The following is a 26453-nucleotide window of genomic DNA, read 5'->3' as shown; positions in this document are numbered from 1 at the left end:
TCTCCTTTTTCTGTTTATTTCCGCAAGCAATGAGCCAGGTGCAGGGAGACTTGCATTCCTGCATCCGGCGAATGCTGCAGGGGCCAAATACTCCGTAATTTTAGCCCTTCACCGCACCTGCAGCTACGCCCTTTATGATATATTTCTGACAACTTAAATAAAATACAATGATAGGAAAAATCGCCAGAACCAGCATTGCCATCATGGCTCCCATATCAATGGAACCATATCCGCCCTTGAGATTCTGGATGACCATTGGTATTGTACCTTTTTCCTGGGGAAGAATCAAGCTTGGAAGTAAATAATCGTTCCATATCCACATGGCATTTAAGATGGCAACGGTCACTGCCGTGGGCCTTAACATAGGGAATACCACATGAAAATAAGTCTGAATGGGAGAACAGCCGTCAATCATAGCCGCCTCCTCGATTTCAAGGGGAATTGCCTTTACAAAGCCGCAGAATAAAAATACCGCCTGCCCGGATCCAAAGCCCAGATAAAGAAGCACAAGACCGTACATGGAGTTTAAATATAAGTCATTGGCTGTCTTTGACATGGTGAACATCACCATCTGAAACGGCACGATCATTGCAAATACAAAGACATAGTATAAGACGTTTGTAAATGCAGATTTTACTCTGATTATAAACCAGGCCGTCATGGAGGTGAACAGGATGATCACTGCCACAGAAGCTACCGTAATAAACAGGGACCTGCCAAAAGCCGGGAAAAGCCCTGTTTTCCGAATACCTTCCACATAGTTGGTAAGTCCCACAAAGGTGCCTGCCTTTGGAAGCTGGAATGGTGCATCGCTGATATACAGCTTACTCTTAAAGGAGTTCATGAAAACCAGGACAATGGGGAACAAAAATGTCAGGGAAAGGACCGCCAAAACAGCCGTTAAAAATGCTCCCGTAGTTTTTCCTACTTCCATTTGCTGAATTTCTGTATTTTTTTCCCTTTCTGCTCATTAGTTCTCCACCTCCTTACGCCTTGTTAATGTAAGCTGGGTCAAAGATATGACCGCAACCATAAGAAAGAACACCGTGGCCTTTGCCTGGCCTACCCCTTCCCAGCCGACTCTGCCGTAAAAGGTATTGTAAATATCAAGGGCCAGCATGCTGGTCTGCCTTCCAGGCCCGCCTGCGGTCAGCGCAAGGTTCTGGTCAAACAGCTTAAAGGAATTTGTCAGGGTCAGAAACAGACAGATGGTAAAGGACGGCATGACCATGGGCATCATGATGCGCTTTAATATCTGGGATCCGGTAGCCCCGTCGATCCTTGCGGCCTCGATCAGCTCTCCAGGAACATTTTGAAGTCCGGCAATGTAAATAATCATCATATACCCGATCAGCTGCCAGTTCATTAAGATCACCAGGCCCCAAAAGCCGTACTTGGCGCTGAAAGAAAGGGTAACGCCAAATCTTGCAAGAATTCCGTTTAGCAGAAGCTGCCAGATATAACCCAGCACAATGCCTCCGATTAAGTTTGGCATGAAAAATACAGTCCTAAAGAGATTGGTTCCCTTAATTCCTCTTGTGAGGACATAGGCCAGCAGAAAACCCAGGGTATTAATGGTCACAACTGACACAAGGGTAAACTTCACGGTAAATACCAGTGCATTGATAAAATTCCGGTCCAAAAATATTTTTTTATAATTTGATATCCCTACCCAGGACGCATCCTTTACAGTCGTGAATTCCGTAAAGGATAAATAAATTCCCATGATAAACGGTACAGGAATGCAATGGTAAATGCAGCCAGTGTGGGAAGAACAAATATTGGAAAGTACCGTTTCATTGACTTTTGCATAGCAGTTCTCCTTTCTTTATTAGTGTCTACGTGATTGGACAGGGCCCGCCCCGCTTTACAGCGTGCCCTCCATCATCGGGCATCGGGCGTAAAGATATACCTGCAGGGTATTCTGTAAAACCCCTCAGTGATCCGGGGGGAATTGAATTTCTTGTATAAAAATGGGTGAGGCATTTCCCCCGCGCTCACCCATTTCCTTTGAAACTATTTTAACTCTCTTATTTTGTCATGGATTTTTCATTTGCCCAGTCGGCCTTCATGTCATCCACTACTGCCTTCCACTCCTTGCCTCCCTGAGCGTACTCAAGAAGAGATGCCCCGAAGTTATCCTTAAAGGTCTGGCTTGGGAAGGAGGTAAAGTTCCAGGACACAGAATATAAGTCCTTGTTGTTCATATACCGGTCGATCTCCTTTGCCAGAGGATCGGTTGGTTTTTCATCTGCTGCAAAGGTATCAAATGGAGCGATAAAGCCCAGCTTATTGGTCACATAATCTTTTCCTGTGCTGGAAGTAAAGAGCCACTCCAGGAAGTCGAGAGATGCCTGCTGGTTCTCTTCCGCTGCCTGGCCGTTGATGGAGAAGAAGTTTTCCGTACCAATGCAAAGTCCCTGCTTTTCCTCACCGCTCATACCGGTATAGATAGGAAGGAATTTCACATCTTCTTCCTTTACTGTGTTTCCTTCAACACCGGACACCTGTCCCCAGCCCCAGTTTCCGTTCTGAACCATGGCAACCTTGCCCAGAGCAAATTCTGCCATGGAATCTTCAACGGTCTTTGCGCCTACCATCTTTGGATCTGTACAGGAGTTGTTAATGTATAAGTCAAAAATGTTCTTGTAGTTGTCTGCATACTTAAAGTCAAGGGCATCCTTATCGGATACGTTGTCATCTTTATATTCATAGTAAACCGGAAGGTTTGCCAGATGGGTCTGCCATCTCCAGTCCTCGCCAGGAGCAAAGGAAGTGGAAGCAAATACGCCTTCGATTCCAAGGTCTGCTTTTCTTGCCTGCATATCTTCTGCAACGGCTTTAAGAGAAGCAAAGTTATTGATCTCATCCATGGATTTCGCTTTTGCACCCTCAAGAGCAAAATACTTCTGCATAATGGCATCATTATAAATAATTCCATAGCCTTCCACTACGTAAGGAATGCCGTAAACTCCATCGCCGTCCTTTACTGCCATATCCTTGTCAACCAGATGTCCGTAGATTGTGGAATCCTTTAAATCCTTGCAGTATTTTGCCCAGGACTTATAGCCGATAGGTCCGTTGATCTGGAACAGTGTCGGCGGTTCCTTTTTCGCTACCTCTGATTTTAATGTCTGCTCATAGGTTCCTGCTGCCGCTGTCTGCACCTTCATAGGCACGCCGGTTTCCTCTGTATACTTCGCTGCAAGCTCCACCCATGTGTCTGCAACCTCAGGCTTAAAATTCAGATAGTAAACCTGCCCTTTGCCTTCTGCTGTATCACCGGTTTTTGCAGCAGTGGTTTCCCCTGCCTCGGTCTTCTGCTCTGCCCCCGTTGTTTCCGTTGCCTTGTTGGAAGAACATCCCACAAGTGTTCCTGCCGCCATTGCTGCAGCCAGCGTAAGTACTGCCAGTTTCCTAAGTTTCATAATATCCTCCTTCCGTGCATTTGCACCCTCCGGTTGATGGATCGATGATTCGTCCCCTCAACCCCCAATTTTTTCCTGCATGCCTCCATACAGAAACTTGTTGCACCTGCTTGTTCCCAGGCTTTATCTATCCTGGTCATTGAATACACCGGTCTTGGTAACGATATCGGTAACGTTTCCAATAACCTTATGGGTATAAGATAACATAATGCACAAAAAAATGCAATAGATTTGACCAAATTTTTCTTTTTTTTCGTTAATCTATTCAATTTTTTATTTTCTTTTTTTTGTGCGTTTTGCATAACTTTTTCTTTTCATCAGCCTTTTCTCATTATCATTTAGCCCTTATACCCATTTTTTTCCATAGTCAGATTTTCGTAAATAAAACCTAGGAATTTTGACCTGGAATGTTAAGAGAAAAGAAATACTAATTCCTAAATTTTCCTGTAGAATATAAAATATAAAAAGGAGGAGCTATTTATGAGAAAAATGAATAAACCACTGGCAGCCACTCTCGTTGCTGCAACCGTACTAAGCATGACCGCATGTGCCCAGACAGGGACCGCAGCCGTCCCAGGTACCAATGTGACCACCATAAGCAATATGGATACCAATACCATACAGGTAAACAGCACAGAGGGCGTAAAAGTGGTTCCCGATATGGCCCAGGTCAATTTTGCAGTGCTCTCCCAGGCCGGAGACCCAAAAGCCTGCCAGGAAAACAACAGCGCAGATACAAGCAGCGTCATAACATTTTTGAAAAATTCCGGAATTGATGAAAAGTCCATCCAGACTTCCAGCTACGGCCTTGAGCCAATGTATGACTGGAACAATACCGGCCAGCAGATCACCGGATATCAGATGCGCACAAGCATCACCGTATCCGACCTTCCCATTGACCAGGTGGGCACCATGCTTTCTTCCAGTGTAGAAGCAGGCATTAACTGCATTGACAGTGTAAACTATCTTTCCAGCAAATACGATGATAACTACAAGGAAGCCCTTAAAAAGGCTGTTGCCGCAGCAAAAGTCAAGGCAGAGGCAATTGCCGCTGCCAGCGGAGTCACCCTGAATGGAATCGCTCACATCGAAGAGCTTAATTCCTACCCGAATATCAGGTACTCCTCTTCCATAAAAGCGGAAGATACCTCAGCAGGAGCCAAATCCGTGGTTGTGGAGCCAGGACAGATCGGCGTAGAAGCCAGGTAACTGTAACATTCCGGGTAAAGTAATAGACGAAGAGGCACCAAGCTTCAAAGGAACCGCCGTAAGCGTTCCATTTGAAAAACAGTGTAATAATGAATCTTGATTAATTAAAAGTGCACCGGATGTTAGACGAAATCATATCTAACCTCCGGTGCACTTCACTATTTTAAAGCTTATTTGTATCAGGGATGGCGCTCCTCCATCTGCACTTCCATCCGGCTGTAAGGAATCTCAATTCCGGCCTCTTCAAATCCAAGCTTCACCTTTTCTAAGATCTCCCACCTGGCCGGCCAGTAATCGTCCAGGGAGGTCCAGCCCCGGCCTCCGATGGTAACGGCATTTTCTGTTAAATCGCTGACAAAAATTTCTATGGGTTCCTCTTTTAAGATTCCGTTCTGGCTTCGGAAAATGTTTTCCAAAATTTCCTTTGCCTTCTTTAAATCCGAATGATACCCGATTCCCACTAAAACATCCAGCCGTCTCTTATCCATGGCTGTCACGTTGGTAAGGGAGAATTGGAAAGGGTCCCGTTGGGAATGACCACCTGCTTATTATCTCCTGTGTTCAAAACCGTGTACACAAGCCCGATGGTACGGACCGTACCTTCCCCATCCTTAGATACGATATAGTCCCCTACCCGGAACGGCTTCATAAGAAGGATCAGCACTCCGCCCGCAAAATTGGCCAGGCTTCCCTGGACTGCCAGACCCACGGCAATACTTGCGGATCCCAGCAAGGCCACAATGGAAGCCGAATTCACCCCGATCTGCCCTGCTATGATAAAAGCCAGCAGGCAGTACATGACGGCGTTTAAAACGGACAGAAGGAACTTCCTTAAGCTGACCTCCATATCCACCTTCTTAAAGGAGCGGTTCAGCATATTGTGCAGGATCTTAATGATCCTGGAACCAATGAAAAAAATCACCAGGGCAATTAAAAGCTTTATCCCGAATGCAATCAGCCCGGGGGCCCAGCCCTTTAAGGTTTCCAGCATAACATTAGGCTTTAGCTGGTTTAAGTTTTCCTGTACCTCCTGCTGGAGATCCGCCAGGGACTCTCCCGGAAGCACACCGGAAACCATATGGAATATCATTTGAAAACCTCCTGATCCTTTTAATTTTTAAGTACCAATCAATCTTTCGGATATGAAGGCATATCCCTTTGATTTATAAATTCTGGGCTGAAAGGCTTTTTCTTTCAGCCTTTGCCTTTTTAGTATATGCGGGCTTCTTAGCCTTCTTCCCAGCCAAAGCCGGCTTCTTTTTCTCTGGAGTGCAGGTAAAGACCATGATGCTTAAGGGAGCCACGGTAATTTCTATGGAATACGGCCTTTCATCTGCCTCCTTTTTCTTAGAGGTTTTTACCCGGGGATTTACCCGGCCCTGTCCTCCGAAGGCCTTGTCATCGCTGTTTAAGATTTCCTTGTATTTTCCTTCAAAGGGAACCCCTACCGGATATTTCTCATGATGCATTGTATCAAAATTGCAGAGGATAAGAAGGGTTTCTTCCTTTTTCTTTGCCTTTCTTAAAAAGCCTGCAATGCTGTCCTTGGAATCCGTGCATTCCACCCACTCAAAGCCATCCGGATCATAATCCATCTGATACAGGGCCGGCTGGCTCTTATAAAGATAATTTAAGGCCTTTACGTAATCCTGTATCTGTTTATGAAGGGGGTACTCAAGAATCTCCCAGTCAAGGCTCTTATTTTCATTCCATTCACTGATCTGTGCAAAGTCCTGACCCATGAACAGAAGCTTTTTACCGGGATGTCCCATCATAAAGCCGTAGGCAGCCTTTAAATTCGCCGCCTTATCCTCCAGGGTCTCCCCCGGCATCTTCCCCATCATGGAACCTTTTCCATGAACCACCTCATCGTGGGAGAAAACAAGAACAAAATCCTCGCTGTATGCGTAGAGCATGCTGAAGGTCATCTCTCCATAATGATGCTTCCGGAAGTAAGGATCATACTGCATGTAGCCGATAAAATCATTCATCCAGCCCATGTTCCATTTATAGTCAAAGCCCAGGCCTTCATTCTTTACATCAGTGGTGATTCTGGGCCATGACGTAGATTCCTCCGCAATCAGAACCGCCCCATCCTTTCGCCCCTTGAATATGGAATTCAAATGCTTTAAGAATTCCACAGCTTCCAGGTTTTCATGGCCGCCATAAATATTGGGAATCCATTCTCCCGGATTTTTGCCGTAATCTAAGTACAGCATGGAAGCCACCGCATCCATACGGATTCCATCCGCATGGTACTTGTCCGCCCAGAAAAGGGCATTGGCAATGAGGAAGTTGCTGACCCCAGGTCTTCCGTAATTATAAATCAAAGTTCCCCAATGGGGATGTGCCCCCTGCCTTGGGTCCTTATGCTCATATACACAGGTTCCGTCAAAGCTGGCAAGTCCAAAACTGTCCCTTGGAAAATGAGCCGGAACCCAGTCTAAAATCACGCCGATGCCCTGTTTGTGCATATAATCCATGAAATACATGAAATCATCCGGCGTTCCGTAGCGGCTGGTGGGCGCATAATACCCGGTCACCTGATAGCCCCAGGATGCATCAAGGGGATGCTCCATGATGGGAAGGAGTTCCACATGGGTGTAACCCATATCTTTAACATATTCTGCAAGCTTTTCTGCAATTTCGCGGTAATTGTAGAATTCAGAACCAACAACTGCCGCTCCGCTTTCATCAAGCTCCGCTTCCTTCCGGAGCCAGGAGCCTAAATGTACCTCATAAACAGACATGGGATTTTGCTTGGAATCAATCCCCGCCCTCTTTTTCATCCATTCCTGGTCGCTCCAGGAATACTGGTTAATATCCCAGACAATGGAAGCATTATCAGGGCGCAGCTCACAGTAATTGGCATAGGGATCACTTTTAAGCTGGGGATTTCCATCCATATGCTTTATCTCATACTTATATATGGTTCCTGTCTTTAAGCCGGGAATGAACAATTCAAAAATACCGGAATCCTCAAGCCTCCTCATCTGGTGACGCCTGCCATCCCACAGGTTAAAGTCCCCAACCACGCTGACACGCATGGCGCATGGAGCCCACACGGAAAAGTATACCCCTTCCGCTCCGCCTGCAGACATGGGGTGCGCCCCCATCTTTTCATAGATGCTGTAGTGAATTCCGGATTCAAACTTTTTGATATCTTCCGACTTATAGAAAGGCGGAAAGGAATAGGGATCCAGACATTCCTCTGACGTCCCATTGTCGTAAGTGATCAGCAGAGTATAAGCTTCTGCTTTTTGCGCGGTATGAGAGCCGCAAAAAGCCGGCTTCATCTGCAAGCTCCATAGGATATTCCTTACCGCTTTCCCTAAACCGGACATTCACCGCTTCAGCCGTAGGAATAAATGCCTGGATAAGCAGCCCCTGCTCTGTTACGTGCGGGCCCAGAATCTCGTGGGGATTCGCTGCTTCTGAATATACAACTTCTTCAATGCCGGCCCAATCCATCAAATCATATAATTTTCCATCCATACATGGCTCCTCCTGGTCCCTCTTTATGAAAATATTTTATCACCGGGGCACGTAATTTTCAATAGTTTACTGGAATTGAGGCTTATTTAAACCGTGCATAGGCCAGCATTAAATCAACCATTCTGCCATAGCTGCCTACCCCATCGGACTGGCTGTTGAGCTTTAAATAAGTATCGTTCATCAAGTTGGAAACCTCGGCAGTCTTCCCCTCGTATTTCCCCCAGAATTCATTGTTGTACCTTAAATCCTCCCAGGCCCTTTCACTGAGCGACCCACAGATTTCTGCGTATGCCTCTTGGTCCGCCTTTGCCAGGCATTGGTGGCGTAAATCCAGCCGGTCAAGTATCCACTGTAACGGAATGCGGCATCATCAGAGCCGATGCAGGCCAGATATCCGATGAAGTTGGCCTCATCCTCTCTCATGAACCCTCTTAAATGGGACAGCTCATGGCAGACAGTATGGGGAATGTTGTAAGCCGGCATGGACCGGTTATAAGTAGCCTCCACCGTAAAAGGGGAGTACTGGCCGCAAAGCTGCTGAACCGAAAAAAAAGTAAGACCACAGGAGAGCCTTGGGCGGCGGGTAATAGCCTGCCAGCTCCGGATAAGCCTCTCCCAGGCTTTTCATGGCTTTCACACTTTCTTTTTCCAGGCGCTTTAAATCCGTTTCATTTGCCAAGCCTTCCCTGCATATCCGGTTTATCTCATCTGTAAGGGTAAGGCAGAGGCTTCTTAGTTCCTCTAAGGAAGACATTCTCACATCCAGCCCCGAATAGCTGGAAAACGGTTTCCGGTAATAATTGATCCCACAATTAACTGTAAAGAGTAAAAAAAGGCCGGTAACAAGAAACACGGCTCTTATGAGGATCTTTTTCCCCTCCTTACGGTGGGTAAAGACGTAATAAATAATATACAAAAGAAGCAGGTAAGTGCCGGCCTCCACAAGTGCAAAGGAAAATCCCCCGGACAGCCTTCCCACGCTTCCTACCACAAACCGGTAAACCCGTCTGGCGTACCAGTCCCCAAATCCCGGAACCTTTCTTGCCAGCATCTGAAGCAGCAATGAAACTGCAAACATTAATGCGGAAGCTGCAATAAGTCTCCTATCCTGATTCCGGCTTCTCCCTTCCATGATCCGGCTCCCCCTGCTGTGATTTTTTTATCTGTAAATCATGATATCATAAACCTGTGGTTCATGATCGGCATTCAGCCTTCGCGCCGATGAACAAATTCATCTTCGCTCTCTTGCGTTCATTATATCGTGATTTTATGGACAATCCGTAGAGTATTTGTGAATATTTTCTTACCATTTTGTAAAACCCCTTGCGTTATAAATCAATCTCATTTAAACTTTGTAATGGGACCACCAGGAAGGGGACACCCTGCGGGTATACCTTTATGCCCAGAAAACGTGGACAATAATAAGGAAAAGAAGAGATCATATGAAAAGAGACGATAACATGCCAAAAGAACGGGAACCGTTCAGCTGGAGGGAAGAAATCATCAGTTGGATCAAAATCATCATTACTGCAGCTGTCATTGCGTTTTTGCTCAATAATTTTATCATCGCAAACAGCAGGGTACCCAGCGGATCCATGGAAAAGACCATTATGACAGGGGACCGGGTCATCGGCTCCAGGCTATCCTATTATTTTGGCGACCCAAAGCGGGGCGATATAGCTATTTTCCATTTTCCAGATGATCCTACCGGTAAGACCTATTACGTAAAACGTGTCATCGGCCTTCCGGGTGATATCATCGATATCCGGGACGGAAAGGTATATTTAAATAATTCCGAAACGCCTCTTGAGGAATCTTATCTTCCGGAGCCAATGGAACCGGAGCCTGACGCCCATTATGAAGTGCCGGAAGACTGTTACTTCATGCTTGGGGACAACCGGAATTTCTCCGCAGATGCAAGAAGATGGAAACATAAATACGTGGAAAAAGACAAGATCATTGCAAAGGTTCTGTTCCGGTATTTCCCTTCCATTAAAAAAAATTCAATAAGAAAAAAACGCAGGCCGCTTTTCTGCCTGCGTTTTTATATATCTCTTACCACTGGTAATATTTGACCAAAGCCTGTGTTCCCTCGTCTTCATGGCCAGAGGCAGCATGGTTTCATACATGGAAAGTACGTAATCAAGCACACCAAGCCGTATGCCGGCATCTTCCGCTTCCTCAGCTGCAAGCTTCATGTCCTTGATAAAATGCTTGATAAAGAACCCTGGGGCAAAGTCCCCGGAAAGGATTCTGGGAGCCATTGCATTTAACTGGGCGCTTCCTGCTGCACCGGTAGCGATGGAGTCCACCATGGTCCCTACGTCAAGGCCATTGGCCTTTGCATAGGCCATTGCCTCGCAGACTCCGGAAAGGGCTCCTGCAATGGCAATCTGATTGCACATTTTGGTATGTTGGCCGTTTCCGGCCTTTCCCTCATATTGGATGGCCTTTCCCATTGCTTCAAAAACAGGAAGGCAGCGGTCATAAGTATCCTTCTCTCCTCCAGCCAATATGGTAAGGGTTCCTTCTCTTGCGCCGGTATCTCCTCCTGTCACCGGGGCATCCAGGGCCTTTAGCCCTGCCTGTTTTGCTTCCTCATAAATCCGCACAGCAAGCTTTGGGCTTGTGGTGGTCATGTCAATCAGGCAGGTTCCCTTGTCTGCGTTTGCGATGATCCCATTTTCTCCGAAATAGACCTCTTCCACATCCTTAGGATATCCTACGATGGAGATGACCGCATCCCTGCCTTTGGAGCAGGCCTTCACATCTTCGCACCATACGGCTCCCTCTGAAATGACATCCTCTGCTTTGCTCCTGGTTCTTGAGTATACTGCCACCTCATAACCGGCCTTCATTAAATTGCGCACCATGGACTTTCCCATAATTCCAATTCCGATAAACCCGATCTTTTTCATATGTTTCCCCCTCCCATATTTTTTTAGCTTCTTTTTTTCGATATCCATTACCATATCCACCCGGCGCTGATGCTTCCGCCCTCGTATTTGGCATCCAGCCATTCTTCCGTGATCATCTTTGCCATTTCCACGCCAATGACACGGGCTCCAAAGCAGAGCACATTGGAATCATTGTGCATTCTGGAAAGCTTTGCAGTATAGGGTTCACTGCAGACACAGGCCCGGATCCCTCTGACTTTATTGCAGGCAAGGGAGATTCCCACTCCTGTTCCGCAGATTGCGATTCCCAAATCAGCTTCTCCGTCTGCAACAGCGTGTCCTACCTTTTCCCCATACTCCGGATAATCGCAGCTTTCTGTGGAATTGGTTCCAAAGTCGATCACCTCATATCCCTTGCTCTCTACAAATTCCTTAATGTAATTCTTCATTTCTATGGCCGTATGGTCATTTCCCATTGCAATCTTCATCGTCATTCTCCTGTTATTCTGTCATTGCCGGCAGAACATGCAGACATGTCCGCCATACCGTTGTCTGAGTAAACTAAGAAAAACACGCTTTGTGGGTTTTCTTAGCTGCCGCGGCATTCGCCGAATGAACATGCAGGCATATTTGTTCCGTTCATTACCGCGTAAAATATATCCGGCATTTAACATATCATAAATGCCGGATTTTATCAAGTTTCCAAGTCACCTTCCAAAGCCGATGACCGGCCGTAAAAGGCATGGATCCTGTCCATTCTGGAGGCCATGTTGGCAAGCAGTAAGTCTGCGGTGGTAAGCGCTGCCATGGCTTCCACTACCACCACTGCCCGCGGAACAACAATAGGGTCATGACGCCCCTTAATCTGAATCTCCGTTTCCGCTCCCTGGCGCGTCACTGTCTTCTGGGGCTGTGCCACAGATGGGGTAGCTTAAATGCCGCGCGCAGAACCACCTGGGAACCGTCGCTGATCCCTCCAAGGATTCCTCCTGCATGGTTAGAGGTCTTTTCAATGCCCTTTCCCGGATTCGCACAAAATCCATCGTTGTTCTGGGATCCCAGGGCTCTGGCTGCTCCAAAGCCGTCTCCGATCTCAAAGCCCTTGACCGCTCCAATGGACATGACCGCCTTTGCAAGAGCCGCATCATATTTTTCAAATACCGGATCGCCGATTCCGGCCGGAACACCGTCAATGACGCATTCCACCACGCCTCCTACAGAATCCAGTTTTCCCATCATCTCTTCCAGGTATTCGGAAGCAAGGGCCGCTGTTTCCTTATCAGGCATGAAAAGGGGGTTATTATCTCTCTCTTTTATGTTGAAATGGTCTGCCTTTACCTCATAAGGCCCAACGGATCTGGTATAAGCGGTCACGGTAATTCCCAGGCTCTTTAAAAAAACAGGCGGCAACAGCACCGGCTGCCACTCTTCCTATGGTCTCCCTTCCGGAGGAACGGCCGCCGCCCCGGTAATCCCTGATTCCGTATTTTTCATCAAAGGCAAAGTCCGCATGGCCAGGACGGTAGACCTCCATGATGTTTCCGTAATCCCTGGAGCGCTGGTCCGTATTCCATATCACCATGGAAATGGGAGTTCCCGTTGTCTTTCCCTCAAAAACTCCGGACAAAATCTCCACCTGATCGGCCTCCTGGCGCTTTGTGGTAAATTTGCTCTGCCCTGGCTTTCTCCGGTCTAAGTATTCCTGGATATCTGCCTCTTCCAGGTTAAGTCCTGCCGGACAGCCGTCTAATACAACGCCGATTGCCTTTCCGTGAGATTCCCCCCAGGTTGTCACCTTCCATATTGTCCCCAGTGTTGATCCTGCCATGTATTATGTCTCTCCTTTCCTCTCAATTGCCCACGCTTTCTGGGCATAGAGGTATGCCTGTAAGGTGTTTCCTCTTCCCTGCCCATGTTTTCCGGGCACAGAGGTATGCCTGTAAGGTATTTTAATTGCTTACTTTCACGATCACACAGCTATTTGGTTCATTGACCTTGATTTCCTTGCCGTTCATGACCAGAAGTCCTTTCTCATAATTAACCGTAAAGAAGGTGATACTGCCTGACTCATGGTTGATGGAAGCAATATGCTTATCATCCGGTAAAACGCAGATATCCTTAGGATAGCTGCCGCTTATGGGAAGACAGCATAAGGCTTCTAAAAGCCTGTGTCCTTGTCCCGCTTGTAAACCGAAACGGAATTGTCCCCGGCATTGCCGCAGAATAAATACTTTTCATCATTGGACATGCGCATAGAACACGCCGCAGTCAGCTGGCTGTGCTTGGGGCCGGTGGTGGAAACTGTCTGTATCTTCTCAATCTTTGGCTGGCGCTCCCCTGTCTCATAGGTGAACACGTCGATCACATTCTTTAACTCGGAAATGAGATAGAAAAACCTTCCGTCTGAGCTGAAGCGGAAGCATTTGGGAGCGGATTCCAGCTCACAGTGCAGGGCATCCACAAGGATCATCTCCTCGTCCTTCTCATTAAAACGGTAAATTTTGACCTGGTCAATCCCCAAATCAGCCACCATGATAAATTTTCCGTCAGGAGTTCTCCTGGTACAGCTCACGTGGGGACGGAAATTTCTCTCCGCCACACTGCCAAGCCTTTATGGAACACTCCGGTCACGATCTCTCCTATAGAGCCATCCTTATTCAGCCGCAGCACAGTGGACTTTCCATCATGATATCCTGATACAAAGATATACTTGTCCTCTGCATCGGTAGACAGATGACAGCCCCTCATTCCCTTTATATTGGCTGAATTAAGCCTTGTAATCGCCCCATTTTCATGAATGCGGAAGGATACGATCCCTTCGTCTGCGATGGAGTACAGGGTCTTTCCATCATTAGAAGCGATCACATAAGAAGAATTATCAACTTCAACCTCGCATCTTGGAATAAAACGGCCCTCTTTCACATCAACATCGTATACGGTAATCCCCTTTGCCTGTCCGTTGTAGGAATAAGAACCTACATAAGCCATATACTTGCCTTTCATCATACATTTCCTCCTGATTTCTTCCTTAGCATAACTCTCTGAATAAAGACAATTCCTGGTAAAGCCTTAATTCAGAAAATCAGCCGTTCGACAAGCTTTTAGGCCAATCGAACTTCCTTGCATAACCTGAAACTATCATATCATAAATTTCCTTGTTTGTTAAGGAAAAACTTCCTTAAAAACTATTGACATACAAAGAAAAAAACAGTATAATGTATCTTGCTGCTTGTTTATCATTACTAAACTTTTTAATTAATTTTATCGTCAGTTAGTATAGGTAAACTTTCAGCTTATCATTAGCAAAAAGGAGGAGCATATGGATATCGGTACAAAACTAAAAGAGCTTCGGGTCTTAAAGGGACTTACCCAGGAAGAGCTGGCTGACCGCGCAGAGCTGTCAAAGGGGTTCATCTCCCAGCTGGAAAGGGACTTGACCTCTCCCTCCATTGCTACCCTTTTGGACATTTTGCAATGCCTTGGAACCTCTGTGGGCGAGTTCTTTAATGAAAGCCCTGAGGAACAGATCGTATTCGGAAAAACCGATTACTTTGAAAAGCACGATGCAGAACTTAAGAATACAATCAAATGGATTATTCCCAATGCGCAGAAAAACATGATGGAACCGATCCTTCTCACCCTGGAGGCCGGCGGGGAGACCTATCCGGATAATCCTCATGAGGGCGAAGAATTCGGCTATGTGCTACAGGGTAATATTTCCATTCATATAGGAAATAAAACATACAAAGCTAAAAAAGGGGAATCCTTTTACTTTGTATCAGACAAAAAAACATTACTTAAGCAGCAAGGCCGGCGCTGCCCTTATCTGGGTCAGTTCCCCGCCGAGCTTTTGACAGGAGGATAAAGGGTTATGGGTCAGCCATTAATTGATTTACGAAATATCACAAAAAGTTTTGACGGTACTATGGTACTGGATGATTTAAACCTCTCCGTAAAGGAGAACGCATTTGTTACCCTGTTAGGACCCAGCGGATGCGGCAAAACCACAACTCTTCGGATTATCGGCGGTTTTGAAAGCCCTGACCAGGGAAAGGTGATTTTTGACGGGCAGGATATTACCAATCTGCCTCCCAACAAGCGGCAGCTTAACACGGTTTTCCAGAAATATGCTTTGTTTAATCACATGTCCATTGCAGAAAACATCGCTTTTGGATTAAAAATTAAAAATAAGCCAAAGACTTATATACAGGATAAGATCAAATATGCCTTAAAGCTGGTGAACTTAGACGGCTATGAAAACCGCTCCGTAAGCTCCTTAAGCGGCGGCCAGCAGCAGCGGATCGCCATTGCCAGGGCAATCGTAAACGAACCAAGGGTCCTTCTCCTTGATGAGCCTTTGGGAGCCCTGGACTTAAAGCTCCGCCAGGATATGCAGTATGAGCTGATCCGGCTGAAAAACGAGCTGGGCATCACTTTTATTTACGTTACTCATGACCAGGAAGAAGCCCTGACCATGTCCGATACCATCGTGGTCATGAACCAGGGTTATATCCAGCAGATGGGCTCCCCGGAAAACATCTACAATGAACCGGAAAACGCATTTGTGGCGGACTTCATCGGCGAAAGCAACATTGTGCCCGGAATTATGGTCCGGGATGAGCTGGTGGAGATCTTTCATGCCAAATTCGTCTGCGTTGATAAGGGCTTTGGAACCAATACCCCGGTTGACGTGGTTATACGCCCGGAGGATATTGATTTGGTAGCTCCTGAGGAAGGCACACTGACAGGCACTGTGACCCATTTGATTTTCAAGGGTGTTCACTATGAAATGGAAGTGACCTCGCCTGACGGCTTTGAATGGCTGGTACACAGCACGGATATGTTCCCGGTGGGACAGAAGGTGGGCATCCACGTAAATCCCTTCGACATTCAGATCATGAACAAGCCGACATCCGAGGATGAGGAGGCTGTGGGAATCAATGAATAAAAAATTATTATCCGGCCCATATATTATGTGGATGATTGGCTTCATCCTGATCCCGCTGGCGCTGATTGTGTTTTACGGGCTGACGGACCGGTCCGGGGCCTTTACCCTGGCAAATATCCTCTCCGTAACAACGGCGGAGCACTCAAAAGCCCTTTGGCTTTCCCTGGGGCTTTCCTTTATCAGCACAGCCTTATGCCTGATCCTTGCTTATCCGCTGGCCATGGTTCTGCGTTCCAGGGGAATGGGTCAGGGAAGCTTTATCGTTTTTATCTTCATCCTTCCCATGTGGATGAATTTCCTGCTTCGGACCCTGGCATGGCAGACTTTGCTGGAAAAGAACGGCGTTATAAACGGCGTGCTGAACGCACTCCATCTGCCTAACCAGAATCTGATCAATACACCGGGAGCCATTATCCTCGGCATGGTTTACAACTTTCTGCCGTTTATGGTTCTCCCCATATATAATGTCCTGATGAAAATTGACGACAACGTGATAAACGCTGCCAGGGATTTAGGGGCCAACACGGTCCAGGTTTTATTCCGTATCCTGTTTCCCTTAAGCATCCCCGGCATTGTCAGCGGGATCACCATGGTATTTGTGCCGGCTCTTACCACATTCGTTATCTCAAACCTTTTGGGAGGAAGCAAGATTCTTCTGATCGGCAATGTGATCGAGCAGGAGTTTACCAAGGGAAGCAACTGGAATTTAGGCTCCGGCCTTTCCCTGGTTCTGATGATTTTCATTCTGATCAGCATGGCGCTTATTGCCAAATATGATAAGAACGGGGAGGGAACGGCATTCTGATGAACAGCAAGACTGGATTTATTAAACGTTTTATTCAGGATTTTTACCTGGTGATTATTATGGTATTTTTGTATGCCCCCATTGCCACCATGGCTGTGCTGTCCTTTAACAGCTCCAAATCCCGTACCAGTGGGGCGGCTTTACCACAAGATGGTATACAGAGCTGTTCTCAAGCAGCACCATTATGACAGCCCTTTACAATACGCTGCTGATCGCATTTCTGTCTTCCCTGATTGCGGTCATTATAGGCACTGCGGCAGCGATTGCCATTAACAGCATGAAACGGGTCCCCAGATCCCTTCTCATGGGCATTACCAACATCCCCATGCTGAATGCGGATATTGTTACAGGAATCTCTCTTATGCTGGCATTTATTGCCTTTGGAATTTCCCTGGGCTTTCAGACCATTTTGATTTCACATATTACCTTTAACATACCGTATGTCATTTTAAGCGTCAGCCCCAAGTTAAAGCAAACAGATAAAAGCACCTATGAAGCCGCCATGGACCTAGGAGCCACATCGGTCTCCGCATTTTTCAAGGTGGTGTTCCCGGATATCCTTCCGGGCGTGCTTTCCGGTTTTCTCCTTGCATTTACAATGTCCCTTGATGATTTTATCATCACACACTTTACCAGGGGAGCCGGTATCAATACTCTTTCTACCTTAATTTACAGCGAAGTGCGCCGGGGGATCAAGCCCTCCATGTATGCGCTGTCAACCATCATCTTTATCACGGTGCTGGTGCTGTTACTCATTACCAACTTTGCACCAAAGCGTAAAAAACAATAGGAGAACAAATACATGAAAAAAACTTTATCTAAGATCATGGCAGTCGGCTCCCTGTGTGCTCTTACCCTCTCCCTTTTAAGCGGCTGCGGAAAATCCGCCCCCAAATCAGGAAGCGCCGGAGAGGTTTACGTATACAACTGGGGAGAATACATTGATGAATCCGTTATCCAGGAATTTGAAAAAGAGACCGGGATCAAGGTCGTTTATGATATGTTTGAAACCAATGAAGAGATGTATCCTGTCATTGAGGCAGGAGGCGTAAAATATGACGCGGTGTGCCCTTCCGATTATATGATCCAGAAAATGATCGAAAATAATCTATTGGCAGAAATCAATTTTGACAATGTTCCTAATATAAAGGAGATTGATCCCAGATACCAGGAGATGTCAAAGAGCTTTGACCCGGAAAACAAATATTCCGTTCCATACTGCTGGGGAACCGTGGGAATCCTTTATAACACCAGCATGGTAGACCCGAAAGACGTTCCGACCAAATGGTCCGACCTTTGGGATGAAAAGTTTAAGAACAATATCCTCATGCAGGACAGCGTCCGGGATGCCTTTATGGTGGCATTAAAATCCCTTGCTATTCCGCCAACACCACCAATGAGGAAGAGATCAGGGAAGCAAAGGAACTGCTGATCAAGCAAAAGCCTCTGGTCCAGGCCTATGTCATCGACCAGGTCAGGGATAAAATGATCGGCGGCGAAGCTGCCGTAGGTGTCATCTATTCCGGAGAAATGCTTTACATCCAGAATGAAGTAAAGGACCTTGGCCTTGACTACTCCCTGGAATACGTGATCCCTGAGGATGGAACCAACCTTTGGCTGGATTCCTGGGTCATTCCCGCCAATGCTCCCAACAAGGAGAATGCAGAGAAATGGATCAACTTCCTCTGCCGTCCTGATATTGCAAAAAAGAACTTTGAATACATCACCTATCCTACTCCAAACAAGGGAGCCTTTGATTTGCTTGACACGGAATTGCAGAATAACAAAGCTGTTTTCCCGGATGTGGATTCTTTAAAGAACAGCGAAGTGTATAAGTATCTTGGGGATCAGGTGGATTCCATTTACAATGAAGCCTGGAAAGAAGTAAAATCCAATTAACCATCAGGAGATGGGAATACAGTAAAAAGAGCGAAGATTTTCGCTCTTTTTTTATTAAGGCTGTGCCTTCATCTGCAAGTAAAGGAACGTTTGTTTAACTCACCGAAAAAAACGGGAAACCTAATTGGAAGACTTATGGACCAGTTAACGACCAAGTTATATATAAATTATAATGGTGATCATCTTATGAAAGATAGAAAAGACAAAGGGTTATTAATAAATAAAACTTACAAATCTTTAAAACACTGCAATCCTGATATCAGTATCGGACTAACTGCCGAACAAGTCCGTAACCGTATAAATGCAGGGGCCGTGAATGTACAGAGAACAGGTCTGACCCCGACAATCCCCGGTATTATTTCAAAAAAATATTTTTACACTTTTCAACTTCATCAATGTTTTCCTGGCGGTAATTCTGGTCATTGTCGGGCATCCGGAAAATATACTTTTTCTTGGGATCGCCGTAAGCAATACGTGTATGGGTATTTTTCAAGAATTGAGGGCAAAACGCGGATTAGATAAACTATCTGTATTAGCCAAGGCACATGTAACCGTAATCCGGGATGGAGCGGAATATACAGTGGCACAGGATGAGATTGTACTCGACGATATTGTGATACTGGCTATTGGTAACCAGGTATGCGCAGATGCCATGGTTATTTCTTCGGAGCGGCTTGAAGTAGATGAATCCCTTCTGACCGGAGAGGCGGACAGAATTCAAAAATCAAAGGGCGATACGCTTCTATCGGGCAGTTATGTGACCAGCGGACACGGCTATGCTCAAATAATTGCCATAGGAGAAAACAGCTATGCTCACTCTCTGACCGCGGAGGCCAAAAAGAGCAAAAAACAGGTCCCTCCGCTTCTGCGTACCTTAAACCGCATTATCATGATTTTGACCATTGTGATACTGCCGCTGGGCACCACGTTATTCTATATGAAATATTTTTTGCTTGGAGATACGCTGGAGACTGCCGTGCTGGGCTCGTCAGCATCTGTGCTGGGCATGATACCGGCAGGCTGATCTTATTAACTGGTGTCACTATGACTGTTGGAGCGCTTAAACTGGCAAAAAGAAAGGCACTGGTCCAGGAATTACACAGTATAGAAACCTTAGCCCGAACAGATGTGCTGTGTTTGGATAAAACAGGAACCATAACAGACGGATCACTACAGTTTGAAAGGCTGGAACTATATTCCGATGGCTCTGAAAAAGAGGTGGAATTAGCCGTATCTGAGCTAATGGGGACTTTGGAAGACAAAAATGCAACAGCCGAAGCATTGACCAAAGCATTTGGGAAAACTGAAAATTGGGCTGCTGACGTAATTTTACCTTTCTCCTCGGAGCGCAAGTGGAGCGGTGCTACTTTTAAAGAAAAGGGCAGCTATATCATTGGTGCACCAAATATCGTATTCAGGGGCAGTAATAAAGATTTTCTAGAACAGGCCAATGCAGAGGCCGCCTTGGGGTTCAGAGTACTGTGCCTTGCACATTCTCCTCTATCTATCTCAGAAGAGAAGCTTCCAGAGGAACTAAGCTGCTTTGCGCTTTTGATTCTTTCTGACCATCTGCGGGCGAATGCAAATGAGACCTTCCGGTATTTCTTACAGGAAGGTGTGATTCTAAAAGTGATTTCCGGAGATAATCCCCATACGGTCCGAGCAGTTGCAGAAAAGGCCGGAATCCCAGGATCAGAAAAAAAGCATTGATATGAGCCTGGTGGAAAATGAAGCTGACTACGCAGCTATCGCCAAAGAATATACCATATTCGGCCATGTGACGCCCCAGCAAAAGCGGGAGCTGATCCGTGGATTGAAAAAAAATGGCCATACAGCATGTATGACCGGAGATGGTGTAAACGATATTCTTGCAATGCGCGAAGCCGATTGCAGCGTTGCAATGGTTGGCGGAAGCGATGCTGCCCGCTCCGCCTCTGATTTCGTGTTAATAACTGACGATTTCAGTGTAATGATTGACGTTCTGAAGGAAGGGCGGAGGGTGATCAATAACATTGAAAAAGTTGCAGCAATTTTTCTTTTAAAGACAGTCTACTCTGTTTTGCTTACCCTGATTTATATTTTTATTCCATATCCCTATCCGATTGCGCCGCTGCAAATGATGCCGATTAATGAACTTACGATTGGCATACCAGCATTCTTTTTGGCACTGCAGGCAAATTACTCCCGGCCAGAGGGAAAGCTGCTTACTAATATTTTAGAACATACAATTCCTGCCGCAATAACAGTTGTTTTTAATACACTTTATATACAATCAGCCAGCATTCTCTTTCATATCCCCACAACGGAATCCTCGACCATGGTCGTCTTCCTAATAGGGTAATGGGCTTTTACCAGCTGGCACAGTTGGCAAAGCCGTATACGAAGCGCATTCAATGGCTGTTAATTGGTCTAATCTGCAGCTTTATCCTGTGCTTCGCACTTTTGGGCGATTTGTTTATGTTATCCAGTTTATTCAGCCGGAACGTATTTTTTTATATGCCCCTTGTGTATTTCAGCTATCATGTTCATAGCTTTCTGGGTAATGTCTGCCATAAGGCGGTTGAGGCATATCATATATTAAAAACTGCCGGCTGGCCAAAGCGGAGTGTCCGTGAATAAGAAATGTTGATAAAAGCAGCAGCAATGCATGTAGGCAGAGACAGAAGCGGGAAAAGAAGAATATATTCCGGCTTTTATTCCAGGATAAAGAAATTATTTAAAACATTAATTAAGGGAAGCCTTTAAGCGGCTTCCCCTTTCATAATCCAATAGGAACCTTATTCTAAAGCACAGCCTTCATGAATAATTGGTGATCAGCACCTCAACCGTGACCGCATTCCGTTCTTTAAACTGATAACTGCAGTTGGAATAGGTATTATCGATATAATGGACCTGATACCCCTTGCTCCACTCAATTAAGAGGTCATTGGACAATCCTTTATGATACAGAACATTGGACAGGGCGAAACGGATGCCCTTCTCATGAAGCCGGTCCAAAAGCTCCAAAAGTGCCCGCTCCTCTCCTTCCTTCCAGTCCTTGAATCCCCGGTTCCCATCGTTGTAATTCCCCGTTGAGATCAGATAAGGCGGGTCGCAGTAAACCAGGTCTTCCGCTCCCAGGCCGGAAAAATCCAGCTCTGTAAAGTCCAGGTTTGAAAACTCAACGTTTTTCTCATGGAGAGCCTTACAGAACTCCGTCAGATTCTTTTCAATATTGCCGTTAAAGGAGCTTCTGTTCCTCAAAGGGGGAATTGAACTCATGGCTGTTATTAAAGCGTATCTGATGGTTAAACGCATAACAGGCAAGCACAAACAGCTCTGTTAAATCCTTTGTTTTGTTATAATCGGAGCGAAGGGCATAATACCCTTCCTTGTTCTGCTGGGTCAGCTCATATCTTGAGATCAGGCCCTGAATCCTCTTAAGAATCTCCTTGATATCCGTGGAACGGAACATCTGATACAGTTCAATCAGATACGTGATCTGGTCATTGCAGATGATCTGCTCAGCCTCCACATTGATCCCTACGTTAAAGCCTCCTGCAAAGACATCCACAAATGTGCGGATATCCTTTGGAAATGCCTGAAAGATGGGCTCTAAGATCTTAAATTTACCCCCTGTATAATTCAGGGGACTTTTTATGTACATGGCGGCACCTGCTTTTCTATGTAAAACAAAAGCTCTCTTAACCGCTCTGTTTCCTTCACCTTCCGGCTCTTATATCTCCGGTAAGGAATCTCATAGATCTGGAAGGTTTCCGGCTTTCCATGCTTTTTCATGGCTTCCTCAATCTCATCCACCGTCATAAGCCCGTCCGTGCTGTAGCTTAATATGATATGCTTAAACCGCGCATTCTCAAGGAGTTCCTCAAACGCCGGAACCACTTTATTCTTCATGCAAAACTCTGATTTCTGCCCTCCGTCCGGCCGCTGCCCCGTAACTCCCCTCACCACTGGATAATCATATCTGGCAGCTGTCTCAAGGACATGGTAATTGGAAAGATACTGGCGCGCATTATAGGGAGGATCAATGTAGAGGATGTCCCCCTCTATGCGTGTTAAAAGGCTCACACCGTTTTCATTGAAGGAGCGGTTCTGCTTTCCGTTGTGGATCACGGGAAGCCGGTACAGCTCATACTGTTTGTAACTTCGTCTCTCCCAGACCTTGTGGAACGCCCCATAGGTTCCTGAGGTATTGGAAACAAAAGGGATCCCCTCCACAATGCAGGCGATCAGATAATAATACTCATCCTCACTTAAAAGACCGGCAGCCTTCCAGTCCTCCACAGTGCACCTGGCAAAATCAATGCGCAGGGCGTTCTCATCATTTAAATACATGCGGCCGCCTGCAGGCGCATAGGTGTTCTGAAAAAAACGGCGCTCCTTTTGAAGCTCCTCTAAATCCTTTTTTTTCCCTGCCGTTAAAAAAATCCACAGGATCCTTGATCCCGGTTTCTTCCTGCAAACGGATAAACTTTGGCACGCTGTCATTTTCAACGGTAGCCCTTTGCAGCACATAGGAAAAGTACAGCAGGTCATTGGAACAGACCTGGTACCACTGTTTAAAATATCTGGCAACCGCTGCGGTTCCAGAAAATATATCACAAAAGCTCTCCGCTCCCGGCGCCTTTTCATCAATCACATGCTTAATCTGGTCCAGCAGCAATGTCTTGCTTCCAATAAATCTCATTCTTTTCTTGCTCCTATTTCATTTAACCTGCCTTTTATTATAATGTAAAATCATAAAAAAACACAAGAAAAGTTGAGCTTTCTAAATTCCTTCACCGCCTGGCCCGTTATTTATCTGTTTCCGCTGCCTTTTAAAGCAGTACATCCGTTCATCTGCCATGTTTAAAGCAGCTTCCGGAGACAGGTCCGTCCCCTTTGCAATGTAAACCACGCCATAGCTTATGGACATTGGATAGTTTAACTCAGCATCAGACAGCTTCTTATCGATAAGATCCATCCTCTCCTCTGCCGACTGTTTCTCGCAATCCCGGAACAGCATGATAAACTCATCGCCTCCGAACCTGCAGGTAAAGTCAATATCCCGGGCAGATTCCTTTAACGCTTCCGAAACAGACTTTATATATTCATCTCCGAGCAAATGGCCGAACTGGTCATTGATGCTTTTCAGCCCATCCATGTCGATCATGCAAAGGGAAAATGGAATGCCTTTCTGGATATAAGAGTCAATGGTGCGCAGGCCGCTGCGCCGGTTATCCAGTCCGGTCAGTTCATCCTTATAAGCCATGACCTCTAAGAAGGCTTCATTTTCCCTCTGATATGTAATATCTGTCACAAGATGTACCACTGCCTTTTTCTCCTCCCACATCAAAGAATAGGATTTTACCTGAAAAGTCTTATTGCGGGCGCATTTGAATTCATACCGCAGCTCCTGCTCCAGTCCGGCATAGGACTTGATACGGTCCATTAGGAGACAGTCCTCTTCCCCACAGGCATATTGCCCTGTCCCAGGGTCATAAAACCGCCTTCTGGCCGCTTCATTGGTATATAATACCGACCCATTCTCTTCATCAATAACTACGACCCATTCCTTCAGGCTGTCCATGATGGATATCAGCAGCCTGTTAAACCTTTTGATCTTTTCCGCCTGCTCTTTCAACTCATTTTCCCTTTTCTCCAGCTTGACCACCATCTCATTAAACGCCCGGGAAAAGTCGCCCATAAAATTCACCCGCTGCTTATAATCTCCCTTAATCACCTGGCCGGTCTGCCACGTTAAATGCTTTAAGGCGGCATAAAGCTGTTTTAATTCTCCTGCCTGGAAATTATGGCGGTCAGGCAGAGGAACGTCTAAGTTCCCTTCCGCCAGATTCTTAAGAAACTCGTTGGATTCCATGAGACAGTGAGAAAGATAGAAAACTGCCTGCTCCAGGTCTGAAAACACCTGCGTTTTCTCCTCCAGCTCCCCGGAAACCGGCTTATTTAAAATGATATTGCGGATCTGCTCCAAAAGAACAGAAGCATCTTTTTCTGTCATCCACTACACCTTCGTCCGATGGTCGACACTGGCCTCAAATCTGCATACACGTGAACCACTGGCCCAGCAATCAACTTCTTTTACCACATATTCCTTTCCCGTGTATTCCTTTAATACACCGGAAAGAAACCCTTCATCATAATTACAGACTTGATCCCCCGTCACAGGAAGCCCGGAACAATCCAGGTCTTCTCCAACAGTCAGAACCACATATCCGGTATGGGGATCAAACTTTTCAATTCTTAATATACCTATCTTATGTACCTCCAGGATTTTTTTGCAGGGATGCAAGGAAATCATTTGGCGGAAGAGTCAGATCAAGCATGTGCAGGGCAAATTCTCTTCCGGAAACCTCTCCTGCACTTCGGAAAAGCTCTCTTGCCATTTCTCCGCCCAATCTCCTTGACAATTCACTCTTAAGGAATACTGGAACAGCCGGTACATCATGACGGGCATCTCTTCCCCCAGATTCTTTCTCCCTTCCGCTATATTCCCTATCATGTTCCAGGAAAAATTACTCTCTTCTCCTGTCTGAAACGTATTGAACATATGCCTCCTCCTGTATCTTCGCTTGCACGGCCTGATTGCTTTGCCCTGGGTCAGTTACTTGTACATTCATTATTTAAGCATATCTTGCCTGATTATTACCATTTTCTGCTTGCTTTTTCATTTAACTACCCAATTAAAGGGGATACCTTTTGATCAATATGAGGTATCTGCCAAATGATTAAAGTCAACCATATTATATTATAATAAAAATTCCGACAAATTTCAACAAAAAAATGGTAACAGAAATTTTCTGTAACCAAAATAATTAAGTAACAAGACAATATAAGGAGAAGCCATCTTGAAAATCTATGGCGATTCATGTTAAAATAAAGAAATATCCTATGAAAGAGGGTGATGATACGAAGATACAGGAATCTGCCGAAAACTATCTGGAAACAATCCTGATGCTTAAGAAGCGCAACGGCCATGTGCGCTCCATAGACATTGCCGAAGAACTGGATTTTTCAAAACCAAGCGTCAGCGTGGCAATGAAAAATCTCCGGGAAAACGGGTACATCGGGATAGACGAAAACGGCCACATCACTTTGCAGGAAAAGGGTCTGGAAATAGCAGAAAGGATTTATGAACGCCACACCTTGCTTTCGGAGTGGCTGATTGACCTGGGGGTAACCCAAAAGACTGCACTGGATGACGCCTGCCGGATCGAGCATGTAATAAGCGCGGAAAGCTTTGCAGCCATTAAAGCTCACGTAAACAGCGGCAAAGAAACATAAAAAGGAAAACAAAAAGAGCAGTCAGGCAAAAATATGCCGGCTGCTCTTTCAATGATTGAAGGAAGGTTACATCCATTCCTTATAACGGTGCATATATACTTTTTTCATCATCTGCACGACTGCAAGATAACCGGCCAGGATCAAAACAAGCCAGGGAATAAAGTGTGCCGGCAGGCGGTACATATCAAGACCAATGGCAAAACCTGAAAATCCAATGAAAAGCGCAAGGACCGCAACTATAAATGTGGAGAAAAACAGGGGCATAGAAGGTCTGCTCTGCACAAAGGGCAGCTTCTCAGTACGGATTAAGTGGATAACAAGCACCTGTGACACGGTTCCGAATACGAACCACCCGCACTGAAACAATGGGGAAAGCTCCACTTTATCAGCGCCAATGGCCCACCACATAACCGCAAAGCATAAAATATCAAAAACAGAGCTGAGGGGGCCAAAGAAAGCCATAAAGGATTTGATGGACTTTGTATCCC

General features: G+C 45.9%; 25 protein-coding genes and 9 pseudogenes. 12 read left to right on the top strand and 22 right to left on the bottom strand.

The features are described 5' to 3' along the window. Positions 1-100 precede the first annotated feature (100 nt). From JCM10519_RS06780 to JCM10519_RS06770, 3 genes and pseudogenes are all read right to left on the bottom strand, one after another. A complete protein-coding gene (locus JCM10519_RS06780) occupies positions 101-934 on the bottom strand; it encodes an ABC transporter permease subunit (protein WP_054738357.1) in 834 nt (277 codons plus the stop codon). A gap of 36 nt (positions 935-970) precedes the next feature. After that, positions 971-1812: pseudogene (locus JCM10519_RS06775) on the bottom strand (sugar ABC transporter permease). Between the two features lie 218 nt (positions 1813-2030). Continuing rightward, complete coding sequence (locus JCM10519_RS06770) at positions 2031-3428, bottom strand: extracellular solute-binding protein (RefSeq protein ID WP_054738356.1); 1398 nt, start codon at positions 3426-3428, stop codon at positions 2031-2033. Between the two features lie 480 nt (positions 3429-3908). Between JCM10519_RS06770 and JCM10519_RS06760 the strand changes: the two genes are divergently transcribed. Continuing rightward, positions 3909-4637, top strand: coding sequence for an SIMPL domain-containing protein (locus tag JCM10519_RS06760; RefSeq protein WP_347843364.1), 729 nt, complete (start codon positions 3909-3911; stop codon positions 4635-4637). 179 nt (positions 4638-4816) lie between these two features. Here JCM10519_RS06760 and JCM10519_RS27170 read toward each other — a convergent pair whose 3' ends face one another. The 5 genes and pseudogenes from JCM10519_RS27170 to JCM10519_RS27160 form a co-directional block, all read right to left on the bottom strand. Then, complete coding sequence (locus JCM10519_RS27170; RefSeq protein ID WP_347843363.1) at positions 4817-5125, bottom strand: mechanosensitive ion channel family protein; 309 nt, start codon at positions 5123-5125, stop codon at positions 4817-4819. Positions 5126-5130: 5 nt separating this feature from the next. After that, positions 5131-5727, bottom strand: a complete 597-nt coding sequence (locus tag JCM10519_RS06755; protein ID WP_347843362.1) for a mechanosensitive ion channel domain-containing protein — start codon at positions 5725-5727, stop codon at positions 5131-5133. 73 nt (positions 5728-5800) lie between these two features. Then, positions 5801-7933 carry a 1,4-alpha-glucan branching protein GlgB gene (glgB, locus tag JCM10519_RS06750; protein WP_347843361.1) on the bottom strand — a complete coding sequence of 711 codons (2133 nt, stop codon included), beginning with the start codon at positions 7931-7933 and terminating at the stop codon, positions 5801-5803. Between the two features lie 281 nt (positions 7934-8214). Continuing rightward, a pseudogene (locus JCM10519_RS27165) lies at positions 8215-8720 on the bottom strand (DUF3810 domain-containing protein). Then, a complete protein-coding gene (locus JCM10519_RS27160) occupies positions 8623-9264 on the bottom strand; it encodes a DUF3810 family protein (RefSeq protein ID WP_347843360.1) in 642 nt (213 codons plus the stop codon). Before JCM10519_RS27160 ends, JCM10519_RS27165 begins: the two are co-directional and overlap by 98 nt. A 310-nt stretch (positions 9265-9574) precedes the next feature. Between JCM10519_RS27160 and lepB the strand changes: the two genes are divergently transcribed. Then, complete coding sequence (lepB, locus tag JCM10519_RS06740; RefSeq protein WP_347843359.1) at positions 9575-10207, top strand: signal peptidase I; 633 nt, start codon at positions 9575-9577, stop codon at positions 10205-10207. Here the strand turns inward: lepB and JCM10519_RS06735 are convergent. The 6 genes and pseudogenes from JCM10519_RS06735 to JCM10519_RS27145 all read right to left on the bottom strand — a co-directional run bounded on the left by JCM10519_RS06735 (position 10188) and on the right by JCM10519_RS27145 (position 14035). Continuing rightward, a pseudogene (locus JCM10519_RS06735) lies at positions 10188-11050 on the bottom strand (NAD(P)-dependent oxidoreductase). The gene lepB and the pseudogene JCM10519_RS06735 sit on opposite strands and share 20 nt — an antisense overlap. A gap of 30 nt (positions 11051-11080) precedes the next feature. Beyond that, positions 11081-11517, bottom strand: a pseudogene (rpiB, locus tag JCM10519_RS06730) (ribose 5-phosphate isomerase B); the annotation flags it as partial. 206 nt (positions 11518-11723) lie between these two features. Beyond that, positions 11724-12857: pseudogene (aroC, locus tag JCM10519_RS06725) on the bottom strand (chorismate synthase). Between the two features lie 121 nt (positions 12858-12978). After that, entirely contained in the window at positions 12979-13143 is a 165-nt protein-coding gene (locus JCM10519_RS27155) for a hypothetical protein (RefSeq protein ID WP_347843484.1), read from the bottom strand. 44 nt (positions 13144-13187) lie between these two features. Continuing rightward, positions 13188-13628, bottom strand: a complete 441-nt coding sequence (locus tag JCM10519_RS27150) for a beta-propeller fold lactonase family protein (protein WP_347843358.1) — start codon at positions 13626-13628, stop codon at positions 13188-13190. Further along, positions 13598-14035: a beta-propeller fold lactonase family protein gene (locus tag JCM10519_RS27145; RefSeq protein WP_347843357.1), complete on the bottom strand. Its 438-nt coding sequence runs from the start codon at positions 14033-14035 to the stop codon at positions 13598-13600. The genes JCM10519_RS27150 and JCM10519_RS27145 overlap by 31 nt, the downstream gene beginning before the upstream one ends. A gap of 313 nt (positions 14036-14348) precedes the next feature. Here JCM10519_RS27145 and JCM10519_RS06715 point away from each other — a divergent pair. The 9 genes and pseudogenes from JCM10519_RS06715 (at position 14349) to JCM10519_RS06680 (ending at position 21022) form a co-directional block, all read left to right on the top strand. Beyond that, positions 14349-14883, top strand: a pseudogene (locus JCM10519_RS06715) (helix-turn-helix domain-containing protein). Between the two features lie 17 nt (positions 14884-14900). Then, positions 14901-15977 (top strand): spermidine/putrescine ABC transporter ATP-binding protein, encoded by a 1077-nt coding sequence (potA, locus tag JCM10519_RS06710; RefSeq protein WP_054738354.1) that lies wholly within the window; start codon positions 14901-14903, stop codon positions 15975-15977. Next, positions 15970-16782 carry an ABC transporter permease subunit gene (locus JCM10519_RS06705; RefSeq protein ID WP_054738353.1) on the top strand — a complete coding sequence of 271 codons (813 nt, stop codon included), beginning with the start codon at positions 15970-15972 and terminating at the stop codon, positions 16780-16782. Before potA ends, JCM10519_RS06705 begins: the two co-directional genes overlap by 8 nt. Then, positions 16782-17572 (top strand): annotated as a pseudogene (locus JCM10519_RS06700) (ABC transporter permease). The gene JCM10519_RS06705 and the pseudogene JCM10519_RS06700 overlap by 1 nt, the downstream one beginning before the upstream one ends. A 12-nt stretch (positions 17573-17584) precedes the next feature. Next, positions 17585-18681: pseudogene (locus tag JCM10519_RS06695) on the top strand (ABC transporter substrate-binding protein). Between the two features lie 135 nt (positions 18682-18816). Beyond that, positions 18817-19203 (top strand): hypothetical protein, encoded by a 387-nt coding sequence (locus tag JCM10519_RS27140; RefSeq protein WP_347843356.1) that lies wholly within the window; start codon positions 18817-18819, stop codon positions 19201-19203. Then, positions 19160-19705 (top strand): hypothetical protein, encoded by a 546-nt coding sequence (locus tag JCM10519_RS06690; protein ID WP_054738352.1) that lies wholly within the window; start codon positions 19160-19162, stop codon positions 19703-19705. Before JCM10519_RS27140 ends, JCM10519_RS06690 begins: the two co-directional genes overlap by 44 nt. Positions 19706-19725: 20 nt before the next feature. After that, on the top strand, positions 19726-20391 hold the full coding sequence (locus JCM10519_RS06685) for an HAD-IC family P-type ATPase (RefSeq protein WP_054738351.1): 666 nt from the start codon (positions 19726-19728) through the stop codon (positions 20389-20391). A gap of 10 nt (positions 20392-20401) precedes the next feature. After that, on the top strand, positions 20402-21022 hold the full coding sequence (locus tag JCM10519_RS06680) for an HAD-IC family P-type ATPase (protein WP_347843355.1): 621 nt from the start codon (positions 20402-20404) through the stop codon (positions 21020-21022). 455 nt (positions 21023-21477) lie between these two features. Here the strand turns inward: JCM10519_RS06680 and JCM10519_RS27135 are convergent, their stop codons facing one another. The 7 genes from JCM10519_RS27135 to JCM10519_RS27115 form a co-directional block, all read right to left on the bottom strand. Then, the gene (locus JCM10519_RS27135; RefSeq protein WP_347843354.1) at positions 21478-21924 is read right to left on the bottom strand and encodes a DNA adenine methylase; all 447 of its coding nucleotides are present in this window, start codon (positions 21922-21924) and stop codon (positions 21478-21480) included. Then, positions 21902-22327, bottom strand: a complete 426-nt coding sequence (locus JCM10519_RS27130) for a DNA adenine methylase (RefSeq protein WP_347843353.1) — start codon at positions 22325-22327, stop codon at positions 21902-21904. The genes JCM10519_RS27135 and JCM10519_RS27130 overlap by 23 nt, the downstream gene beginning before the upstream one ends. Further along, positions 22318-23109 carry a DNA adenine methylase gene (locus tag JCM10519_RS06665; RefSeq protein ID WP_347843483.1) on the bottom strand — a complete coding sequence of 264 codons (792 nt, stop codon included), beginning with the start codon at positions 23107-23109 and terminating at the stop codon, positions 22318-22320. Before JCM10519_RS06665 ends, JCM10519_RS27130 begins: the two co-directional genes overlap by 10 nt. Then, complete coding sequence (locus JCM10519_RS27125) at positions 23003-23368, bottom strand: DNA adenine methylase (RefSeq protein WP_347843352.1); 366 nt, start codon at positions 23366-23368, stop codon at positions 23003-23005. The genes JCM10519_RS06665 and JCM10519_RS27125 overlap by 107 nt, the downstream gene beginning before the upstream one ends. Positions 23369-23449: 81 nt before the next feature. Continuing rightward, positions 23450-24682, bottom strand: coding sequence for a diguanylate cyclase (locus tag JCM10519_RS06660; protein WP_054738348.1), 1233 nt, complete (start codon positions 24680-24682; stop codon positions 23450-23452). Positions 24683-24685: 3 nt separating this feature from the next. Beyond that, positions 24686-24982: a 4-vinyl reductase gene (locus JCM10519_RS27120; protein ID WP_347843351.1), complete on the bottom strand. Its 297-nt coding sequence runs from the start codon at positions 24980-24982 to the stop codon at positions 24686-24688. Between the two features lie 12 nt (positions 24983-24994). Continuing rightward, entirely contained in the window at positions 24995-25231 is a 237-nt protein-coding gene (locus JCM10519_RS27115) for a hypothetical protein (protein WP_347843350.1), read from the bottom strand. A 341-nt stretch (positions 25232-25572) separates the two neighbouring features. On the opposite strand from JCM10519_RS27115, the gene JCM10519_RS06650 reads away from it, so the two are divergent. After that, positions 25573-25965, top strand: coding sequence for an iron dependent repressor, metal binding and dimerization domain protein (locus JCM10519_RS06650; RefSeq protein ID WP_054738461.1), 393 nt, complete (start codon positions 25573-25575; stop codon positions 25963-25965). 66 nt (positions 25966-26031) lie between these two features. Here JCM10519_RS06650 and JCM10519_RS27110 read toward each other — a convergent pair. Then, a pseudogene (locus JCM10519_RS27110) lies at positions 26032-26442 on the bottom strand (cation transporting ATPase C-terminal domain-containing protein); the annotation flags it as partial. Positions 26443-26453 lie beyond the last annotated feature (11 nt).

The sequence above is a fragment of the Clostridium sp. NkU-1 genome (assembly GCA_001312405.1).
This window is presented reverse-complemented; position numbering and strand designations above follow the sequence as displayed.

Excerpts from the sequence above, each read along its gene's own strand:
- JCM10519_RS06770 (WP_054738356.1), bottom strand. The coding sequence starts at position 3,428 with ATGAAACTTAGGAAACTGGCAGTACTTACGCTGGCTGCAGCAATGGCG.
- JCM10519_RS06705 (WP_054738353.1), top strand. The coding sequence starts at position 15,970 with ATGAATAAAAAATTATTATCCGGCCCATATATTATGTGGATGATTGGC.
- JCM10519_RS06690 (WP_054738352.1), top strand. The coding sequence starts at position 19,160 with ATGGGTATTTTTCAAGAATTGAGGGCAAAACGCGGATTAGATAAACTA.
- JCM10519_RS06685 (WP_054738351.1), top strand. The coding sequence starts at position 19,726 with ATGACTGTTGGAGCGCTTAAACTGGCAAAAAGAAAGGCACTGGTCCAG.
- JCM10519_RS27120 (WP_347843351.1), bottom strand. The coding sequence starts at position 24,982 with ATGATTTCCTTGCATCCCTGCAAAAAAATCCTGGAGGTACATAAGATA.
- JCM10519_RS06755 (WP_347843362.1), bottom strand. The coding sequence starts at position 5,727 with ATGATATTCCATATGGTTTCCGGTGTGCTTCCGGGAGAGTCCCTGGCG.
- JCM10519_RS27115 (WP_347843350.1), bottom strand. The coding sequence starts at position 25,231 with ATGTTCAATACGTTTCAGACAGGAGAAGAGAGTAATTTTTCCTGGAAC.
- JCM10519_RS06780 (WP_054738357.1), bottom strand. The coding sequence starts at position 934 with ATGGAAGTAGGAAAAACTACGGGAGCATTTTTAACGGCTGTTTTGGCG.
- potA (WP_054738354.1), top strand. The coding sequence starts at position 14,901 with ATGGGTCAGCCATTAATTGATTTACGAAATATCACAAAAAGTTTTGAC.
- JCM10519_RS06660 (WP_054738348.1), bottom strand. The coding sequence starts at position 24,682 with ATGACAGAAAAAGATGCTTCTGTTCTTTTGGAGCAGATCCGCAATATC.
- JCM10519_RS27170 (WP_347843363.1), bottom strand. The coding sequence starts at position 5,125 with ATGGATAAGAGACGGCTGGATGTTTTAGTGGGAATCGGGTATCATTCG.
- JCM10519_RS27140 (WP_347843356.1), top strand. The coding sequence starts at position 18,817 with ATGGACCAGTTAACGACCAAGTTATATATAAATTATAATGGTGATCAT.
- lepB (WP_347843359.1), top strand. The coding sequence starts at position 9,575 with ATGAAAAGAGACGATAACATGCCAAAAGAACGGGAACCGTTCAGCTGG.
- JCM10519_RS06760 (WP_347843364.1), top strand. The coding sequence starts at position 3,909 with ATGAGAAAAATGAATAAACCACTGGCAGCCACTCTCGTTGCTGCAACC.
- JCM10519_RS27160 (WP_347843360.1), bottom strand. The coding sequence starts at position 9,264 with ATGGAAGGGAGAAGCCGGAATCAGGATAGGAGACTTATTGCAGCTTCC.
- JCM10519_RS27125 (WP_347843352.1), bottom strand. The coding sequence starts at position 23,368 with ATGAGATTTATTGGAAGCAAGACATTGCTGCTGGACCAGATTAAGCAT.
- JCM10519_RS27130 (WP_347843353.1), bottom strand. The coding sequence starts at position 22,327 with ATGTACATAAAAAGTCCCCTGAATTATACAGGGGGTAAATTTAAGATC.
- glgB (WP_347843361.1), bottom strand. The coding sequence starts at position 7,933 with ATGAAGCCGGCTTTTTGCGGCTCTCATACCGCGCAAAAAGCAGAAGCT.
- JCM10519_RS27145 (WP_347843357.1), bottom strand. The coding sequence starts at position 14,035 with ATGATGAAAGGCAAGTATATGGCTTATGTAGGTTCTTATTCCTACAAC.
- JCM10519_RS06650 (WP_054738461.1), top strand. The coding sequence starts at position 25,573 with ATGAAAGAGGGTGATGATACGAAGATACAGGAATCTGCCGAAAACTAT.